The organism is Rhizobium mongolense USDA 1844, from assembly GCF_000419765.1.
GTDB lineage: Bacteria > Pseudomonadota > Alphaproteobacteria > Rhizobiales > Rhizobiaceae > Rhizobium > Rhizobium mongolense.
Map to the genome: position 1 here is coordinate 285,411 of NZ_ATTQ01000009.1, position 15,134 is coordinate 300,544.

Annotated in this window: 16 protein-coding genes; 6 read left to right on the forward strand and 10 right to left on the reverse strand. The window is 59.7% G+C overall.

What is annotated here, in order from left to right; translation table 11 throughout:
* Nucleotides 1-43 precede the first annotated feature (43 nt).
* Genes A3C3_RS0119680 through A3C3_RS0119705 form a run of 6 tightly spaced genes read left to right on the forward strand, consistent with a single transcriptional unit; the run spans nucleotide 44 to nucleotide 5,928 of the window.
* Complete coding sequence (locus A3C3_RS0119680; RefSeq protein ID WP_028739809.1) at nucleotides 44-988, forward strand: ABC transporter permease; 945 nt, start codon at nucleotides 44-46, stop codon at nucleotides 986-988.
* Nucleotides 985-1,902, forward strand: coding sequence for an ABC transporter permease (locus tag A3C3_RS0119685; protein ID WP_022716301.1), 918 nt, complete (start codon nucleotides 985-987; stop codon nucleotides 1,900-1,902). Before A3C3_RS0119680 ends, A3C3_RS0119685 begins: the two co-directional genes overlap by 4 nt.
* Nucleotides 1,899-3,593 carry a dipeptide ABC transporter ATP-binding protein gene (locus A3C3_RS38775; protein WP_022716302.1) on the forward strand — a complete coding sequence of 565 codons (1,695 nt, stop codon included), beginning with the start codon at nucleotides 1,899-1,901 and terminating at the stop codon, nucleotides 3,591-3,593. The genes A3C3_RS0119685 and A3C3_RS38775 overlap by 4 nt, the downstream gene beginning before the upstream one ends.
* The gene (locus A3C3_RS0119695; RefSeq protein WP_022716303.1) at nucleotides 3,590-4,639 is read left to right on the forward strand and encodes a putative FMN-dependent luciferase-like monooxygenase; all 1,050 of its coding nucleotides are present in this window, start codon (nucleotides 3,590-3,592) and stop codon (nucleotides 4,637-4,639) included. The genes A3C3_RS38775 and A3C3_RS0119695 overlap by 4 nt, the downstream gene beginning before the upstream one ends.
* Nucleotides 4,640-4,671: 32 nt before the next feature.
* Complete coding sequence (locus A3C3_RS0119700; RefSeq protein WP_022716304.1) at nucleotides 4,672-5,304, forward strand: CMD domain protein; 633 nt, start codon at nucleotides 4,672-4,674, stop codon at nucleotides 5,302-5,304.
* Between the two features lie 12 nt (nucleotides 5,305-5,316).
* Nucleotides 5,317-5,928 carry an alkylhydroperoxidase domain protein gene (locus A3C3_RS0119705; RefSeq protein WP_022716305.1) on the forward strand — a complete coding sequence of 204 codons (612 nt, stop codon included), beginning with the start codon at nucleotides 5,317-5,319 and terminating at the stop codon, nucleotides 5,926-5,928.
* A gap of 43 nt (nucleotides 5,929-5,971) precedes the next feature.
* Here the strand turns inward: A3C3_RS0119705 and A3C3_RS45360 are convergent, their stop codons facing one another.
* From A3C3_RS45360 to groEL, 10 genes are all read right to left on the reverse strand, one after another.
* Complete coding sequence (locus tag A3C3_RS45360) at nucleotides 5,972-6,145, reverse strand: hypothetical protein (RefSeq protein ID WP_022716306.1); 174 nt, start codon at nucleotides 6,143-6,145, stop codon at nucleotides 5,972-5,974.
* A gap of 67 nt (nucleotides 6,146-6,212) precedes the next feature.
* On the reverse strand, nucleotides 6,213-7,289 hold the full coding sequence (locus tag A3C3_RS0119715) for an ABC transporter ATP-binding protein (protein ID WP_028739810.1): 1,077 nt from the start codon (nucleotides 7,287-7,289) through the stop codon (nucleotides 6,213-6,215).
* Nucleotide 7,290: 1 nt separating this feature from the next.
* Nucleotides 7,291-9,219 carry a glycoside hydrolase family 127 protein gene (locus A3C3_RS0119720; RefSeq protein ID WP_022716308.1) on the reverse strand — a complete coding sequence of 643 codons (1,929 nt, stop codon included), beginning with the start codon at nucleotides 9,217-9,219 and terminating at the stop codon, nucleotides 7,291-7,293.
* A gap of 23 nt (nucleotides 9,220-9,242) precedes the next feature.
* Complete coding sequence (locus tag A3C3_RS0119725) at nucleotides 9,243-10,106, reverse strand: carbohydrate ABC transporter permease (protein ID WP_022716309.1); 864 nt, start codon at nucleotides 10,104-10,106, stop codon at nucleotides 9,243-9,245.
* The gene (locus tag A3C3_RS0119730) at nucleotides 10,103-11,017 is read right to left on the reverse strand and encodes a carbohydrate ABC transporter permease (RefSeq protein WP_022716310.1); all 915 of its coding nucleotides are present in this window, start codon (nucleotides 11,015-11,017) and stop codon (nucleotides 10,103-10,105) included. The genes A3C3_RS0119725 and A3C3_RS0119730 overlap by 4 nt, the downstream gene beginning before the upstream one ends.
* Nucleotides 11,018-11,092: 75 nt before the next feature.
* Complete coding sequence (locus A3C3_RS0119735; RefSeq protein ID WP_022716311.1) at nucleotides 11,093-12,331, reverse strand: ABC transporter substrate-binding protein; 1,239 nt, start codon at nucleotides 12,329-12,331, stop codon at nucleotides 11,093-11,095.
* Between the two features lie 40 nt (nucleotides 12,332-12,371).
* Nucleotides 12,372-13,400: a LacI family DNA-binding transcriptional regulator gene (locus A3C3_RS0119740; RefSeq protein ID WP_022716312.1), complete on the reverse strand. Its 1,029-nt coding sequence runs from the start codon at nucleotides 13,398-13,400 to the stop codon at nucleotides 12,372-12,374.
* Between the two features lie 151 nt (nucleotides 13,401-13,551).
* Nucleotides 13,552-13,839, reverse strand: coding sequence for a hypothetical protein (locus tag A3C3_RS0119745; protein ID WP_022716313.1), 288 nt, complete (start codon nucleotides 13,837-13,839; stop codon nucleotides 13,552-13,554).
* 246 nt (nucleotides 13,840-14,085) lie between these two features.
* Complete coding sequence (locus A3C3_RS0119750; RefSeq protein ID WP_028739812.1) at nucleotides 14,086-14,322, reverse strand: hypothetical protein; 237 nt, start codon at nucleotides 14,320-14,322, stop codon at nucleotides 14,086-14,088.
* 53 nt (nucleotides 14,323-14,375) lie between these two features.
* Nucleotides 14,376-15,134 (reverse strand): chaperonin GroEL (gene groEL / locus A3C3_RS0119755; RefSeq protein WP_028739813.1); only part of this gene is annotated, 759 nt, incomplete at its 5' end.

The window sequence follows — 15,134 nt, forward strand, 5'->3', positions numbered from 1 at the left end:
AGCCTGGCAAGAGCCGGGCTGGTTCGCCGAGACGGAGTTTGCCATGGCAAGATATGTTCTTTCACGCATAGGACAGGCGCTTCTGGTGCTGTGGGCCGCCTTCACGATTTCCTTCGTGCTACTGCAGGCGATGCCCGGCGACGCAGTGCTGATCAAATTCCAGAACCCGGAATACGGCCTCAGCCCGGAACAGCTGGCCGATATTCGTGCAGCCTATGCAGCAGACGGGTCTCTTGCGTCGCAATATCTCCAAACAATCGGCAACTTCCTGACGGGCAATTTCGGCTATTCGCTGCAGCGCGGTGTCGCCGTCAGCGCGCAGCTTGCTGCCAATCTGCCCTCGACCATCCGGCTTGCAGGGCTTGGCTTTGCCACCGCTTTAATCCTCGCCGTCATTCTTGCGATCTTTTGCAACATTCCGGGCCTCGGCCGGCTTCGTTCGATAATTCATTCCATCCCTTCGCTGTTCGTCTCCGTGCCCACCTTCTGGCTCGGCATCATGCTGATCCAGATATTCTCGTTCCGGTTGAAACTCGTGCCGGTGATCAATCCCGGGCCATGGGAGGGACTGATCCTTCCCGTCCTGACCGTTGCCGTACCGATTTCCGCACCGATGGCGCAAATCCTGCTTCGGAACATCGATGAGGTCCTTACGCGTCCCTTCGTGGCTGTTGCGCGCGCCAAGGGTGCATCGCATTCCTGGGTGTTGTGGCGCCATGTCGCAAGGAACGCACTGCTGCCAGTACTGACGGTGGCTGGTGTGCTCTTCGGCGAACTGCTGGCCGGTGCCGTCGTGACCGAAGCTGTCTTTGGTCTCAACGGAATCGGCGGCCTCGCCGAACAGGCAGTGACCTTCCAGGATGTCGCGGTTTTGCAGGCGATCGTCGTCATATCTGCAGCCACCTTCGTCGCCATAAATCTTGCGATCGATCTGCTCTATCCCGTGCTCGATCCGCGACTGAAAACCAAATTGGGGACTGCTCGATGACCCAGTTCGACAGTGCAGAACGGCACCTCAATATCGAAAGTCCGGATCCGGTCGCCTGGATCGCGGACGCACCGGTCGCCGATGAGGCGCTGCCGACCGCCGAAGGGAAGAGGCACCGCATCCGCGTCCAGCCCGACTTTGTGCTCGCTGTTGTGATCCTAACCCTTGTCCTTTTATGGGCTGCCATTCCAGGGCTTTTTACCGCGTATGACCCGATCCAGGGGCAGGCGGGTCAGCAATTGAAACCGCCTGGGTCAGCGCATCTGCTCGGTACGGATTCGCTCGGCCGCGATCTATACGCGCGGCTCGTTCACGGTTCGGTGCATACACTTTCCGGCGCGCTTGCGGCTGTCGCCATGGGCATTGCCATTGGCACGGCGCTCGGCCTTCTTGCGGGTTCCTTAGGCGGTTTTGTTGACGGGGTCATCATGCGTCTCATGGACGTGCTGCTTTCGATCCCGGCGCTATTGCTGTCGCTCAGCATCATCATTCTTCTCGGCTTCGGCACGACAAACGCTGCCATCGCCGTCGGCGTGACGTCGATTGCAAGCTTTGCCCGTATCGTGCGCTCGGAGGTCGTGACGGTGCGCCGCAGCGAATATGTCGAGGCGGCCTTCGGCAGCGGCGCCACGTTCCTAAAAGTGCTGTGGCGCCACGTTCTGCCGAATTCGCTGACTTCTGTCATTGCATTTGCAGCGCTGCAGGTCGGCTCGGCCATCCTGCAACTTTCGACCCTCGGTTTCCTGGGCTACGGCGCGCCACCACCGACGCCGGAATGGGGCCTGCTGATTGCCGAAGGCCGCAACTATATCGCAACCGCATGGTGGCTAACGGCTGCACCCGGCATCGCCGTGGTGCTCGTCGTTCTCTCGGTTAACCGGATCAGCCAGGCAATCGGAAAGGTGCAGAGATGACGATCCAACCTGTCAATCGGCCGAACGGCGAGACCCAGCCCGCCGCAGTCCTCGAAGTGTCGGGGCTGACGGTCTCCTACCGCGATCGGAACGGAACGCGTACTGCGGTGCGCGGGATCGATTTTCGCGTTGATCCGGGCGAGGTCGTGGCGCTTGTCGGCGAGTCAGGCTCGGGCAAGAGCTCGACTGCGCAGGCAATCATCGGCCTTCTGCCGGAAAACGGACGCCTAGAGAAAGGCAGTATCCGGCTGAACCGGCAAGAGATTGCCGGCTGGCCTCAGAAGCGGCTCGATGGCATTCGCGGTTCAATCGTGAGCTTGATACCGCAGGATCCGGGCAACGCGCTCAATCCGGTCAAGACGATCGGCAAACAGGTGGCGGAGATCTTCGCAATCCACGACCAGTCCTCCGGACCGGTTGCCTATGCTCAGGCAATCGAACTGCTTGGGCGCGTCGGCCTCTATCAGCCGACGGTGCGTGCCCAGCAGTATCCGCACGAGCTGTCCGGCGGCATGAAGCAGCGCGTGCTGATTGCGATTGCAATTGCACTGCGACCCTCGCTGATTATTGCCGACGAGCCGACGAGCGCGCTCGATGTGACGGTCCAGAAGCACATTCTCGACCTCATCGACGCGCTGCGCCGCGAATATGGGACAGCGCTTCTCTTGGTGACGCACGATCTTGGAGTTGCCGCTGACCGGGCCGACAAGCTGGTCGTGCTGCAACATGGCCGCATTCAGGAACAAGGCCGTACCGGCGAGATCCTGAGGGCGCCGCAAAGTGCATATACGCGACAGCTTCTTGCCAACGCGCCGTCTCTCAATGCCGGTCGACGGCGCGTGCCGGCTGCTGCACGAGCGCCGGCCACAGAGCCGGACGATATCATCGTTGTCGAAAATCTAATCCAGGATTTCGGCCTCGGCGGAGGCCACTTTCGCGCCGTCGACGACATCTCGTTTCGCGTCCGGCGCGGCACGACTCATGCGCTTGTCGGTGAATCGGGATCGGGCAAGACAACGACAATCCGTACTGTGGCGGCCTTCCAGAAGCCGACGGCGGGGAACGTGTTCGTCGATGGTCTCGATCTGGCTTGTCTGGGCGGTGAAACGCTGAGGCTCTTTCGCAAGAAGATCCAGCTCGTCTATCAGAATCCCTTTGGCTCACTCGATCCGCGCCAGACCATCGCACGAGTCGTCGAGGAGCCACTTTTGAACTTCGATCCGATCTCACGCGCCGAACGGGTTGAAAGGGTCGCAAGCACGCTCGAAAGGGTGGGGCTGACGCTCGATATGCTGCAGCGCAGGCCGCATGCGCTTTCCGGCGGACAGCGCCAGCGCGTTGCGATTGCCCGTGCGCTGGTCCTTGGTCCGCAGATCCTCGTTCTCGACGAGGCGGTCTCAGCGCTCGACGTTACCGTGCAGGCGCAGATCCTGGCATTGCTCGACAAACTGCAGCGCGAGCTTGGGCTCACCTATCTTTTCGTCTCCCATGATCTCGCCGTGGTCCGCCAGATCGCCGACACAGTCTCGGTGCTGAAAGAAGGCAAGGTCGTCGACAGCGGGCCGGTGGAGGCTGTGTTCGGAGATCCGCAGCATCCCTACACGCGTGAGTTGATCGCTGCCATTCCCGGCAAGAAATATCCGCCGATCCCGAGGCGGTCGTCATTGACCGGTGCAGGAACGAATCCATGAGATATCCAGTCCAGCCGAAGCGTCTCGGCTTTTTCAGCCGCGTACTCGACCAGGCCGATCCGGCAACCCGCTACCGGCTGGTTGCCGACCAGATCATCCATGCGGAAAAGTTCGGGTTTGATAGTGCCTGGATTGCCCAACATCACTTCAATGGCGAAGAAGGGGGACTTCCTTCACCCCTTATCCTTCTTGCCGAACTTGCGGCGCGAACATCGCGCATCCGGCTCGGAACAGGCGTGATCACGCTTCCGATGGAGAATGCGGTTCGTGTTGCGGAGGACACGGCGGTTCTCGATCTCCTTTCGAATGGCCGCCTTGAAATCGGTTTCGGCACGGGCGGCACGCCTGCAGCCTTCCTTCCGTTCGGCCTGCAAAGTGCCGATCGCGGCCAGGTCTATGCCAAGAGCCTTGCGACGGTGCGCGGCGCCTGGGCCGGACGCGAGCTGGAAGGCGGCAACCGCCTCTATCCAGATGCGCCGCACTTGCTTGATCATGTCTGGCAGGCGACGTTTTCCGTCGACGGCGGCGAGCGTGCTGGTCGTGATGGTGATGGTCTGATGCTTTCGCGGACGCAGCCGCGTCCGCTTGAAGCCCCATCTGCGGAGCTTTGGGAATTGCAAAATCCGATCATCGATACCTATCTCGGAGCGCTGCCCGACCGCCGCGCGCCGCGCATTCTCGGTTCCCGCAGCCTCTTTGTCGCCGATGACCGGAAGGAGGCGCTGCATTTTGCCGAACTCGGGCTTAAGCGCAGCGTCGAGCGCTTTGTCGCAAGCGGTCATAAGATTACCGGCACGACAACAGAAGACCTCATCAAGGCATTCGATGTGCATGTCGGAACGCCGGACGACGTGATTGCGTCGCTGAACGCCGATACTGCGCTGTCGCGAGTGACCGATCTCGCCTTCCAGGTGCATTCGGTTGATCCGCCGCAAGAGCATATTCTGCGCTCGTTGGAATTGACGGCAACCATCGTGGCGCCTGCGCTTGGCTGGACGGGCCAGGCTCCGCTTCATCAGGAGCGGCTGCTTGCAGCCAACGCCTGACAATTTCGGCTATCCAAGAAAGGTTAACGACCATGACCTCTTCGACACCTGACGTTATCGATCTTTTAGCCGGCATCCGCGCCGGGTCCTTCGTCGATCGCATTCGTGCGGAACGGCCTGAAACACGCGCAAATGCGCAAAAGAGCTATCTGGCACTTTTCGAGCCAGTACAGGAAGGAGGCATCTTGCGAGTGGAGAGGCTTGCCGTTGCGGCCTTCGCTGCGGGATTGCACGATGCAAGTGCGGTAGCAGAATTCTACACGGCCGGCATCATCGAGACGACGGGCGGCGCTTCTCTTGCCGCAGCCGTCAGAGCAGAGGTCCAGAAGGGGCGCACGCAGGGCCCCTACGGCAAGTATCCGGCGGGACCCCTATCGGTTGGAGACACGTCGGGCCTGGTCTTTGAGGTATCCGATTTTGGACGCGTCGCTCTCGGAGTTAAGCTTTCGGCGGCGCTTGAACACAGCCATCTGCTGGTCTTCCGGCCGCGAGAGGCTTCTCCGGCTGCCTTGCAAAAATTGCTGGATGCCGGTTGGAGCACGACGGCGATCGTGACGCTTTCGCAGATCGTTTCCTTCGTTGCATTCCAGATCCGCGTGATCACGGGGCTTGCGGCGCTATCCAAGGCGGGCGAGGGAACACTTGCTTCGGCAGCAGCCGAATAGGGAGACGATTACATGAGCGAGATTGCAATCCATCCTGAGCTCGAGTACCGCCCGAGCGTTTTCACACAGGCCGAGATTGGCTGGACACCCTGGCTGGCGCCGCTCGTAGAAGAAGAACTGACAGACCGGCATTGGGCCGGGCTCGTTGATCCATCGCGCGCCAAGTCGGCCTACTTCATGCTGCTTGTACGCGATCCAGAGATTCTGGAGGCTCGCACGAAGACCGACAAGGACATCTTCTACAATACGACGGCCGGTCTGCCACGCGCCGATAGGGAGCTGTCTGCGACGGCCGCGTCGCGGGTGAACGGCTGCATTTTCTGCGCCTCAGTCCATTCCCGTTTTGCCTCTCATTATTCCAAGCGCACCAGCGATGTTCAGCGCCTGCTCGACGAAGGAACAGATGCCGACCTCGGCAGCCGCAGATGGAATGCAATCGTCGATGCTTCGGTCGCTTTGACGGCGACCCCATCCGCCTTCAATGAAGAAGAGATTGCCCGGCTGCGGTCCGAAGGTCTGAACGATCTGGAAATTGCCGACGCCATCCATGGTGCCGCTTTCTTCAACTGGGCCAACCGACTGATGCTCTCGCTTGGCGAGCCGACACCAGCGGCTGAAGCCTGATGGTGTTGGAACGATATCGGGCACGAAGATTGCCGATCGTGTGTCACTGATCGAGAATCCACTTTTGAAGAATGGCCGCCCGCCACCCCTGGATGGTGAGCCTTTGGGTTGAGGGTGCCGTAGCCGCCCGCGACATCGCCGCTTTCGGCGACTTCATCGACATCGCGGCGTACCAGCCCCGATGCATGAAGGAGTGCGGCGGATCCATCTTGCCCATGGCAATTTTACTCCGAGATCGAGCGAATGCACACGGGGCCGGGTTTCATCTCGATCGAGAAAAGATTTTAATCCGCCAGCCGCGTCCCATCTGCATCGAAGAAGCGGCGCTTGGTGATCTCGCTTGCAAGATGGACGGTGCAGCCGGCCTCGATTGTGAGCGAAGACCTGTGTTCAGCGGTAACGGTCTGGCCATCATCGAGCTGGCAGTAGAGGTACTGGGTTCCGCCCAGGTACTCAAAAAAATCAACGCGCGCTCTAAGCGTCTGCGCCGCAGCTTCAGCGACAATGAAGTGCTCCGGGCGAACGCCGAATGTGAGCCTGTCGCCGGCTGAAAGCTTGCCAGGTGCAATCGGCGCCGGAATGACGGTCCCGGCGATGCTGATTGTGCCGTCGCCCGACCATGTCGCTTGCAGCAAATTCATCCGCGGTGAGCCGATGAAGCCCGCTACGAAGATATTGGCCGGGTTCTCATAGACTTCACGCGGCGTCCCGGCTTGTTCGATACGCCCATCGCGCAGAACGACGATCTTGTCGGCAAGCGTCATCGCCTCGGTTTGGTCATGCGTGACATAGATCATCGTGTTGCCGAGTTCGCGATGCAGCCGAGCAATCTCGATGCGCATCGAGACCCGCAATTCGGCATCGAGATTGGATAGCGGCTCGTCGAACAAAAACACGTCCGGCTTGCGCACGATTGCCCGGCCGATCGCTACGCGCTGGCGCTGACCGCCGGAGAGTTGTCCAGGCCTGCGGTCGAGCAGGTGCTCGATCTTCAAGATCGCGGACGTGGCCTTCACACGTGCTTCGATCTCTGCTGCCGCCGTTTTCGCCATCTTCAGTCCGAAGGCGAGGTTTTCGCGCACGCTCATGTGTGGGTAAAGCGCATAGGACTGAAACACCATGGCAATGCCGCGCTCGGAAGGATCGAGATCGGTGACGTTGCGTCCCTTGATCTCGATCTCGCCGTCGGTGACCTCTTCCAATCCGGCAATCATGCGAAGCAGCGTCGACTTTCCGCAGCCGGAGGGTCCCACGAAGACAACGAAGGAGCCTTCGGCAATTTCAAGGTCGACGCCATGAATCACGTCGAGGCTGGCGAAACTCTTGCGGACGCCCGCCAGCACGACACCAGTGTCAGCCAGTTTACTCACCGCGTTCTTCACCTGCTCTTACCCAGACAAGCATCTCACCTGGCGCTCGATTGTCCCAGAATGGATAGGGCACGAAGCGCGCAGTCGTTTCGCGTGCATGCGGCGGCGACGCCCTGTAAAGGGCGCTGCCCCAATCGGCCTCATCGCGCCTTGCGGGCAAATCCAGAGCAACGGCACCACGAAGCTCGGCGACTTCGGAAGTTGTCGCTTTCGAAACGTCGCCATTGAGCCGGATTCCACTCAAGCCGGAGCCGTTGTCGGTTGCCTCGACGCAGTAGACCAGAGGTCCGCGCATCAAAGCGGTGCGGCCAGCATCCTGGCGCACGAGCGGATTGGCAAAGAGCGAGCGCGCCGCAAGAGGAATGTCGAGATCGACGTGATCGCCGTTTTTCCATTCCCGCTCGATGCGGGCATAGCCGTCGAGCATCACGGATGAAAGATCAAGCGCCTCACCATTCACCTTGATCGCGACGCCATTTGCCCATTCGGGGATACGAAGCGACATTGCGAAACGCGCCGACTTTTCCGTTACAATGTCGAAACATATGGCGCCATCCCAAGGATAGCGCGTCTCCTGCGCGAGCGTGATCTTGGAGCCGCCGATTTCAAAATGCGCCTTGCTTTCTCCGTAGAGATGTACGGCGATCTCGTCGTCGGCAACGGCATACATATACGACCCGATGGAGGAAAGCAGGCGGGCAATATTCGGCGGGCAGCACGGGCAATGATGCCAGATCCAGCGATGGTGCTTGCCGGCACTTTCAAGTGGGTTTTCATAGAAGAACGTGCGGCCGTCGAGCGAAATACCGGCCATTGCGCCATTGTAAAGCGCCTGTTCCATGATGTCGGCATAGCGGCGGTTCGGGCCGCGGCCGAGCATGCGGCTTGCCCAGAAGACCAGGCCGACCGAAGCGCAGGTTTCCGCATAGGCGCTTTCGTTCGGCAGGTCGTAGTAGTCGGTGAAGCCCTCATTTGCCGCGGCCGGGCCGATGCCGCCTGTAATATACATCTGCTTGGTAGTCAGGTCTTCCCAGAGTGTTTCGAGCGCTGCAGTCAGCGTGTCGTCGTTATATTCCGTCGCGATATCGGCCATGCCGGAATAAAGATACATCGCACGCACCGCATGGCCGACCACCTTCTTTTGCGCGCGCACTGGTTGATGCGCCTGATTGTATTCATAAGTCTTCTGGATGAAATTTGCCGGATCGCGCCCATCGCGGATCGCCTCTTCGGTGAAGAAATGCGGCTCTGTGCCACGCTCGTCTATGAAATACTTGGCGAGATCCAGATACTTCTTCTCGCCGGTCACCCGCGCGAGTTTCACGAGCGCGAGCTCGATCTCCTCATGGCCGCAATAGCCCGGTATCTGGCCCTCGCCATGGCCGAAGACCTTGATCATATAATCGGCATACCGGCACATGATGTCGAGCAGCCTTCGTTTGCCCGTCGCCTGATAATAGGCAACGGCGCCCTCGATCAGATGTCCGGCGCAATAAAGCTCGTGGTGATCGCGCAGATTGGTCCAGCGGCGACCGGGCTGAACACGTTGGAACCAGGCATTCAGGTAGCCGTCCCCGTCCTGCAGCTTCTCGTACATGTCGATGATTTCGTCGACGCGCGCCTCAAGTTGAGGATTGGGGCGCCGGTAGAGCGAATAGGCAACCGTCTCGATCGACTTTCCAAGGTCGCTGTCCCAGAACATCTGCGTCGTACCGCCCCAGGGCTGAATTGGAATGACGACACCTTGGCTCGGCTGGCTGGTATCGATCGCGCGCAGCATCCCCGCCTCCACGCAGCGGTCGAGAAGTGTCTCGGCCGTCGACTCGCAGATGGCATCCTGACGGTCCCCGAAGACCCCGTAAAGGTCGACGCTTGGAACGGGCAGGGGGCGGAACTGGCGGTCTCGTTTTGGCTTGTTCATGGCTTCATCCGTTGTAGCTGGGTTCATTTTACCGCGCCGGCCATCAACCCGCGCAAGTAGTAGCGTTGCAAAAGCAGAAAGACGATGAGGCAGGGGATCGTCATGACGACGACGCCGGCCTGCACAGCACCCCAGTTGATGGCGCCAAGGCGGCCGGCGCGCACCGCCGTCATGAGGACCGGCAGGGTGTATTTCTCGTTGCTGGAGAGCAGCACAAGTGCTGCCAGGAACTCATTCCAGGCATTCAGGAACGCAAAGATCGCGACGGTTGCGACACCCGGCAGGACGAGGGGCAACAGCACGCGCGCGAGGAGTTTTAAATCACGGGCGCCGTCGATGCGCGCAGCCTCCTCGATTTCCTTCGGCACGGCGTCGAAAGCATTTCGCATCATAAAGACGGAAAAGGGTAGTTGAAGCGTCACATAGACGAGCGTCAGCCCGAGCAGCGAATTGTTGAGTCCGAGCTTTGCAAGGATGATGAAAAGCGGCGTCAGGATCGACTGGAACGGGATCATCAGTGTCGTGATGATCAACACGAAGAGCACGTTCTTCAGAGGAAAGCGGTAGCGCGAAAATCCGTAACCCGCAAGCAGGCTGACTGCAACCGTGAGCACTACGGTCGCAAGGGAAACGAGCAGCGAATTGATCATATGACGCCAGATGCCGGCGCCGAAGGTATCCAGCAATCTGTAGGAATCGAAACTCATCCCCGCGGTCGGCCATGGTGGCAAGGGCGGCAGGCTCGCTTCGGTTCCGTGTCGGAACGAGGCAAGCAGCGTGACGGCGAAAGGCGCCAGAAAGAAGACCGCGATGGCGACCCCGGTCAGGTGATAGGCCGACTTCGAGCGCAAGCGCCTGCGTGCACGTTGTTCCTTCGCCGAAATCATGGGTGATCCTCTCCGACACGGAGCAGCCAGAGCTGCACGATGCTGATGGCCACCAGGATCGCGAGAAGCACGATCGAGAGCGCTGCGCCATAGCCGAGATTGAAGGACACGAAGGACTGATTGAAGATGTAGTAGACGACCGAGATCATCTTGTTCTGCGGTCCGCCGGCCGTCATGATGTAGAACTGGTCAAAGGCGAGGATCGACCCGGTGACGGAGACGATCAGCGCCAGTGCGATCGTCTTGCGCATCAGCGGCAGTGTCAGGTGCACGAAGCGTTGCCAACGCCCGGCGCCATCGATGCGGGCCGCCTCGGTGAGTTCGGCGGGAATAGCCTGAAGTCCGGTCAAGAGGATAATCATGGTGAAGCCTGCAATCTTCCAGACCACCATCACGACAATCGTCAGAAACGCCGTGTCGAACGTCGCTAGCAGGTTGGGGCTCTTTGCCACGAGGCCGAGGCTTTTCAAGGCGGGACCGATGAAACCGCTGTCGACGTTGGCGAGCCAAACCCAAAGCAGCGAGGCCGTCGCAAGGCCGACGACCACAGGCAGGAAGATGATCGTGCGGTAGGCGCTGACAAACTGCCGCTCTTTTTCGACGAAGATCGCGAGTGGAAAGGCGACCGAAAAGATCGCGATCGTGACGATCACGGTATAATAGGCCGTAAAATTCAGCGCTGTTATGAAGCGGCTGTCGTTATACATGCGAAAATAGTTGTTGAATCCGATCCAGCGCGAAGCGCCCATCAGCGGCCAGCTGTGAAGGCTCATCCATCCGGTGAAAAGCACCGGCATGATGAAGAAGACGATAACGAGCGCCATGGCCGGTGCGATATAGGCAAGGCCGCGCCATTGCGATCTCCGACGCCTGCGCGCGGAAGATTGGCGCGGTAAGCCTGAACCTGTCATCGAGAACGCTCCGCATCTGTCGTTGAGGTTGGCCGGGAAGCTGCCACCGCCTCCCGGCCCGCGGCCGGGAGAGGATTATTGGCCGCTGTCTATGATCGATTGCATTTCCGACTGGGCGCTTGAAAAGGCGCCGTCGACATCGTCGCCGAAGATCGCGGCATTGGTGAAGCTGGCCCACGGGCCGTTGGCGCTGTTGATCAGATCGTTGAACTGCAGCGTATAGGGTGTCTTGGCAACGCCAATGGCCTTGAGGCCGACCTGCATGCGCGGATCGAGCCCTTCCAGTACCTTCTCGGCGATATCGCCGCGCGTTGGCAGGCTGCCGTATTTCGCCATGACCTTCTGGCCATCCACTGAGTAGACGTATTCGAGGAATTCCTTCACGGCGTCGATCTTCTTCGTGCCCTTGGTGATGACAAAATTATCGCCACCGGCGAAGGAGGACGGCTTTCCGTCGACGCCGGGAATGAGCGTTACCCCGAAGTTGATGTCGGGATGTTCGGTCACCAGCGTGCCGATGGCAAAGGCGCCGAGGCTCTGCTGACCGATTTTGCCATTGGTGAAGGTGAGGAAGTTCGCGCCGTTGTCGCTTGCAGCTCCCGCCGGCACGAGGTCCTTCTTGACCATGTTGCGATAGATATCGACGGCCTTGCGCATTTGCGGGGTATCGAGCGTTGCTGTCTTGCTGTCGGCCGACAGGATATCTGCGCCGGCACCCCACACGAGCGGCGTGAAGGTGAATATCATGCAGCCACCGCAGCCGCCGCCGGAGAAATAAAAGCCGTAGGTGTCCTCGCCTAGCGCGCGGATCTTTTCCGCGTTGGCGGTAATCTCGTCCCACGTTGCCGGTGCCTTTTCCGGGTCGAGACCGGCCTTCTTGTAGAGATCCTTATTCCAGGCGAAGACCGATGTCTCGACGGAGAGCGGCAGGCCGTAAATGCGGTCCTGATAGGTTCCGAGGCGAACGTGTGACGGCGACAGCGAATTGAAATAGGGTAGAGACTTTGCCCAGTCCGTCAGGTCCTCCAACTGGCCCGCCGCAGCAAAGGCGGGGTTATAGATAAGATCCATCGAAAGGGCGTCGGGGGCTTGTCCGCCGGCAATCGCGGTCGCATATTTCTGCACCAGTTCGGAAAATGGCACCTCGGTTGCGACGACCTGGTTTTCGTGGTTGGCGTTATAGGCTTCAACGACCTTCTTGAAGGCGTCGCCGATCCCCGAGCGGACCCACATTTCAACTTTTTCGGCGGCCGATACTCCCGATACCAGGCATAGGGTAGCGATGCTGGTCGCTGCTATTAGGCGCTTGATCATGACATTCCTCCCAATATGGCGCGTCTCCTCGCGCCGCTTCTCATTCTTCGCGGGCATCACTCCCGCATGACTGCCGCACGATCAAACGGCACGGCAATTTCCGCACGCCGGGCGCGACGGGCCGGCCTTCGGCGAGGGCAAGCACGGTCAACCCTGCCTGACGCCCGAGCTCCTTTAATTCCATGTCGATCGTCGTCAGCGGCGGCCGCGTCTGTGCGGCGACGATCTCCCAATTGTCAAAGCCGACCACAGAAACGTCCTCCGGTACTTTGACGCCCCGTTCGCGCAGCGCGTCGACGACGCCGCGGGCAATCTGATCGTTGCCGCAGAAGATGCCATCGGGTTTTTCTCCGGCGCGGCTCCATATCTGGTCGACCGCTTCGTGACCCCAGGCCTCTGCCCACACACCGTAAAGGACCGGTTCACCGTCACCTGCCAGTTCGCGATAGGCAAAAGCGCGTTCGCGCACCGAAAAGAAGCTTTCAGGACCAGTAATATGGGCGATGCGGAAACGCCCGAGCCCGATCAGCAATTCCACGGCGAGCCTTGCGCCCTGTGCGTCATCCGAGCGGAAGCTTACGCTGCCCGGCATGCCTTCGGTAAAGGCATAGACCACGGGTACCGGAAGGCTTGACAAATCGACCGGAAGCTGCCGATCGACCCGTTTTCCCGATGCGATGATGCCATCGACCTGCTTGTCCAGCATCGCATCGACATGAATCTGCCCAAGAGCCGGATCGTCCTCGATCGCACACAGGAAAACCGAAACTCCGTGATCGACAAGCGCTTCCGAAATGCCTGCCATCACCGGAAGGGTGAAGCGGCCATAGGTATCGTTTGTCAAAAGCCCGATAGTGAAGCTGCGTTTGCTCAAAAGGCCACGCGCCAGCGCGTTCGGCCTGAAGCCAATTTCCCGCGCGATGCGCTTGACCCGCTCGCGTGTTTCCTCGCCCATGCGGCCCGTATCGTTCAGCGCCTTCGAGGCCGTCGAGATGCTGACCCCGGCCGCAGCGGCTAGATCGTGGATCGTGATGCGGGTCTGCTTTCGTCCAGTATGGTACAGTCTCATTCTTTCACCCGTGACCATGTGAGAAAACCTTTTCGCAACAAGAATGTCAACTGCGAAAACGTTTTCTCAACTTTCTAGGAAACGATCTTTAGGCGATTGTGCCGAACGGTAGACTGGTCCGGATCAAAAGTCAGATGAGGATCTGGGTAACCTACTTATTCTTTAGCAGCCACATCTTGCCAGCCATCGTAATCCCGTAGACGTCCTTTGAAGCATCATGATCGAGATGGCGCCGTTCCAGAAAACCAGACGCTTTCAATTCGTCCAGTGCCTTGCTGGTTACGGATTTCACTTTCTGCGGACGTTCTTTCCAACGGTCGGTTTTCGCGTACGTCACCGTGGCGTTTTGGTGCGTCCACTTCTTCATCGGCTGAGGATAAAGATCGCCGTCTCTTGCGAGTTTCAGTGCTGCGACCTGCGATGGCGTAAGTTCAATCATGGGTTCGATAAGTCCTATGGTGGCGTTCTTTGCCGCGACTTAGCACAGATTCATGGAACCTCCTCAAAAAAGGCGCGAAAAATTCAGATCATCGGCAAGCGGCGGACCTACAGGGCCGCAAAGGATGTCAATCAGCGCGTCGCCGGCAGACCGTCTGCTCCTGCTATTGAACTTTTTCTTCCCATCTCACTGCCTGCCCGCTTGCGGATTTCGAACAGGCAGGGCCAGTCTGGCCGTCCATTCATTCTACTTTTCGCGCGGTGCGATAAGACCGCGAGCCGCCTCTACCATGACCTTCAGATGGTCTGGGCTGCGCACGCCCTGGCGATAGAGTTCGATCGTTATGGCAGCAATCCGCTCCGCTTCTTCGGAATCCTTGGCTACTTTGGCTTCCGATCGAATCTCGTCGAATACGCATTGGCACATCTCAAGGTCACGGGCATCGAGCGGCACGTCCGATCTGTTGATGATCGTCTGAACCATCTTGACCTCCATTCGGTACGGCCCGCCCGTCGCCAGGCGGGCCGTAAGTCAACCTAGAAGTCCATGCCGGCTCCGGGGGGCATGGCAGGGGCGGCGGTTTCCTTTTTGGGCTTTTCCGCCACCATCGCTTCCGTCGTCACCAGCAGGCCGGCGACGGAGGCAGCATCTTGAAGCGCTGTGCGCACGACCTTGGCCGGGTCGATCACGCCCATCTGATAGAGATCGCCATATTCATTGGTCTGAGCATTCCAGCCGTAGGAGAATTCGGCTTTTTCGCGCAGCTTGCCGACGACGATCGAACCTTCCGCCCCGGCATTCTCGGCAATCTGGCGCACCGGAGATTCGATTGCGCGCCGGACGATCTCGACGCCGACGCGCTGGTCAGAATTGGCCGTGGTGAGGTTGTCGAGCGCCTTGACGGCGCGCAGCAGCGCCACACCGCCGCCTGGCAGGATGCCTTCCTCGACTGCCGCACGGGTCGCATGTAGTGCATCGTCGACGCGGTCTTTCTTTTCCTTCACTTCGACTTCCGTCGAGCCGCCGACGCGGATGACGGCAACACCGCCGGCGAGCTTGGCAAGACGTTCCTGCAGCTTCTCGCGATCGTAGTCGGAGGTGGTTTCTTCGATCTGCGCCTTGATCTGGACAACGCGGCCTTGGATGTCGGACTTGGCGCCGGCGCCGTCGATGATCGTGGTGTTTTCCTTCTCGACAACGATTTTCTTCGCACGGCCGAGCATGTCGAGGGTGACGGACTCGAGCTTGATGCCGAGGTCTTCGGAGATCACCGTGCCGCCGGTGAGGATCGCGAT

Excerpts from the sequence above, each read along its gene's own strand:
- A3C3_RS0119680 (WP_028739809.1), top strand. The coding sequence starts at position 44 with ATGGCAAGATATGTTCTTTCACGCATAGGACAGGCGCTTCTGGTGCTG.
- A3C3_RS0119685 (WP_022716301.1), top strand. The coding sequence starts at position 985 with ATGACCCAGTTCGACAGTGCAGAACGGCACCTCAATATCGAAAGTCCG.
- A3C3_RS38775 (WP_022716302.1), top strand. The coding sequence starts at position 1,899 with ATGACGATCCAACCTGTCAATCGGCCGAACGGCGAGACCCAGCCCGCC.
- A3C3_RS0119695 (WP_022716303.1), top strand. The coding sequence starts at position 3,590 with ATGAGATATCCAGTCCAGCCGAAGCGTCTCGGCTTTTTCAGCCGCGTA.
- A3C3_RS0119700 (WP_022716304.1), top strand. The coding sequence starts at position 4,672 with ATGACCTCTTCGACACCTGACGTTATCGATCTTTTAGCCGGCATCCGC.
- A3C3_RS0119705 (WP_022716305.1), top strand. The coding sequence starts at position 5,317 with ATGAGCGAGATTGCAATCCATCCTGAGCTCGAGTACCGCCCGAGCGTT.
- A3C3_RS45360 (WP_022716306.1), bottom strand. The coding sequence starts at position 6,145 with ATGGGCAAGATGGATCCGCCGCACTCCTTCATGCATCGGGGCTGGTAC.
- A3C3_RS0119720 (WP_022716308.1), bottom strand. The coding sequence starts at position 9,219 with ATGAACAAGCCAAAACGAGACCGCCAGTTCCGCCCCCTGCCCGTTCCA.
- A3C3_RS0119725 (WP_022716309.1), bottom strand. The coding sequence starts at position 10,106 with ATGATTTCGGCGAAGGAACAACGTGCACGCAGGCGCTTGCGCTCGAAG.
- A3C3_RS0119730 (WP_022716310.1), bottom strand. The coding sequence starts at position 11,017 with ATGACAGGTTCAGGCTTACCGCGCCAATCTTCCGCGCGCAGGCGTCGG.
- A3C3_RS0119735 (WP_022716311.1), bottom strand. The coding sequence starts at position 12,331 with ATGATCAAGCGCCTAATAGCAGCGACCAGCATCGCTACCCTATGCCTG.
- A3C3_RS0119740 (WP_022716312.1), bottom strand. The coding sequence starts at position 13,400 with ATGAGACTGTACCATACTGGACGAAAGCAGACCCGCATCACGATCCAC.
- A3C3_RS0119745 (WP_022716313.1), bottom strand. The coding sequence starts at position 13,839 with ATGATTGAACTTACGCCATCGCAGGTCGCAGCACTGAAACTCGCAAGA.
- A3C3_RS0119750 (WP_028739812.1), bottom strand. The coding sequence starts at position 14,322 with ATGGTTCAGACGATCATCAACAGATCGGACGTGCCGCTCGATGCCCGT.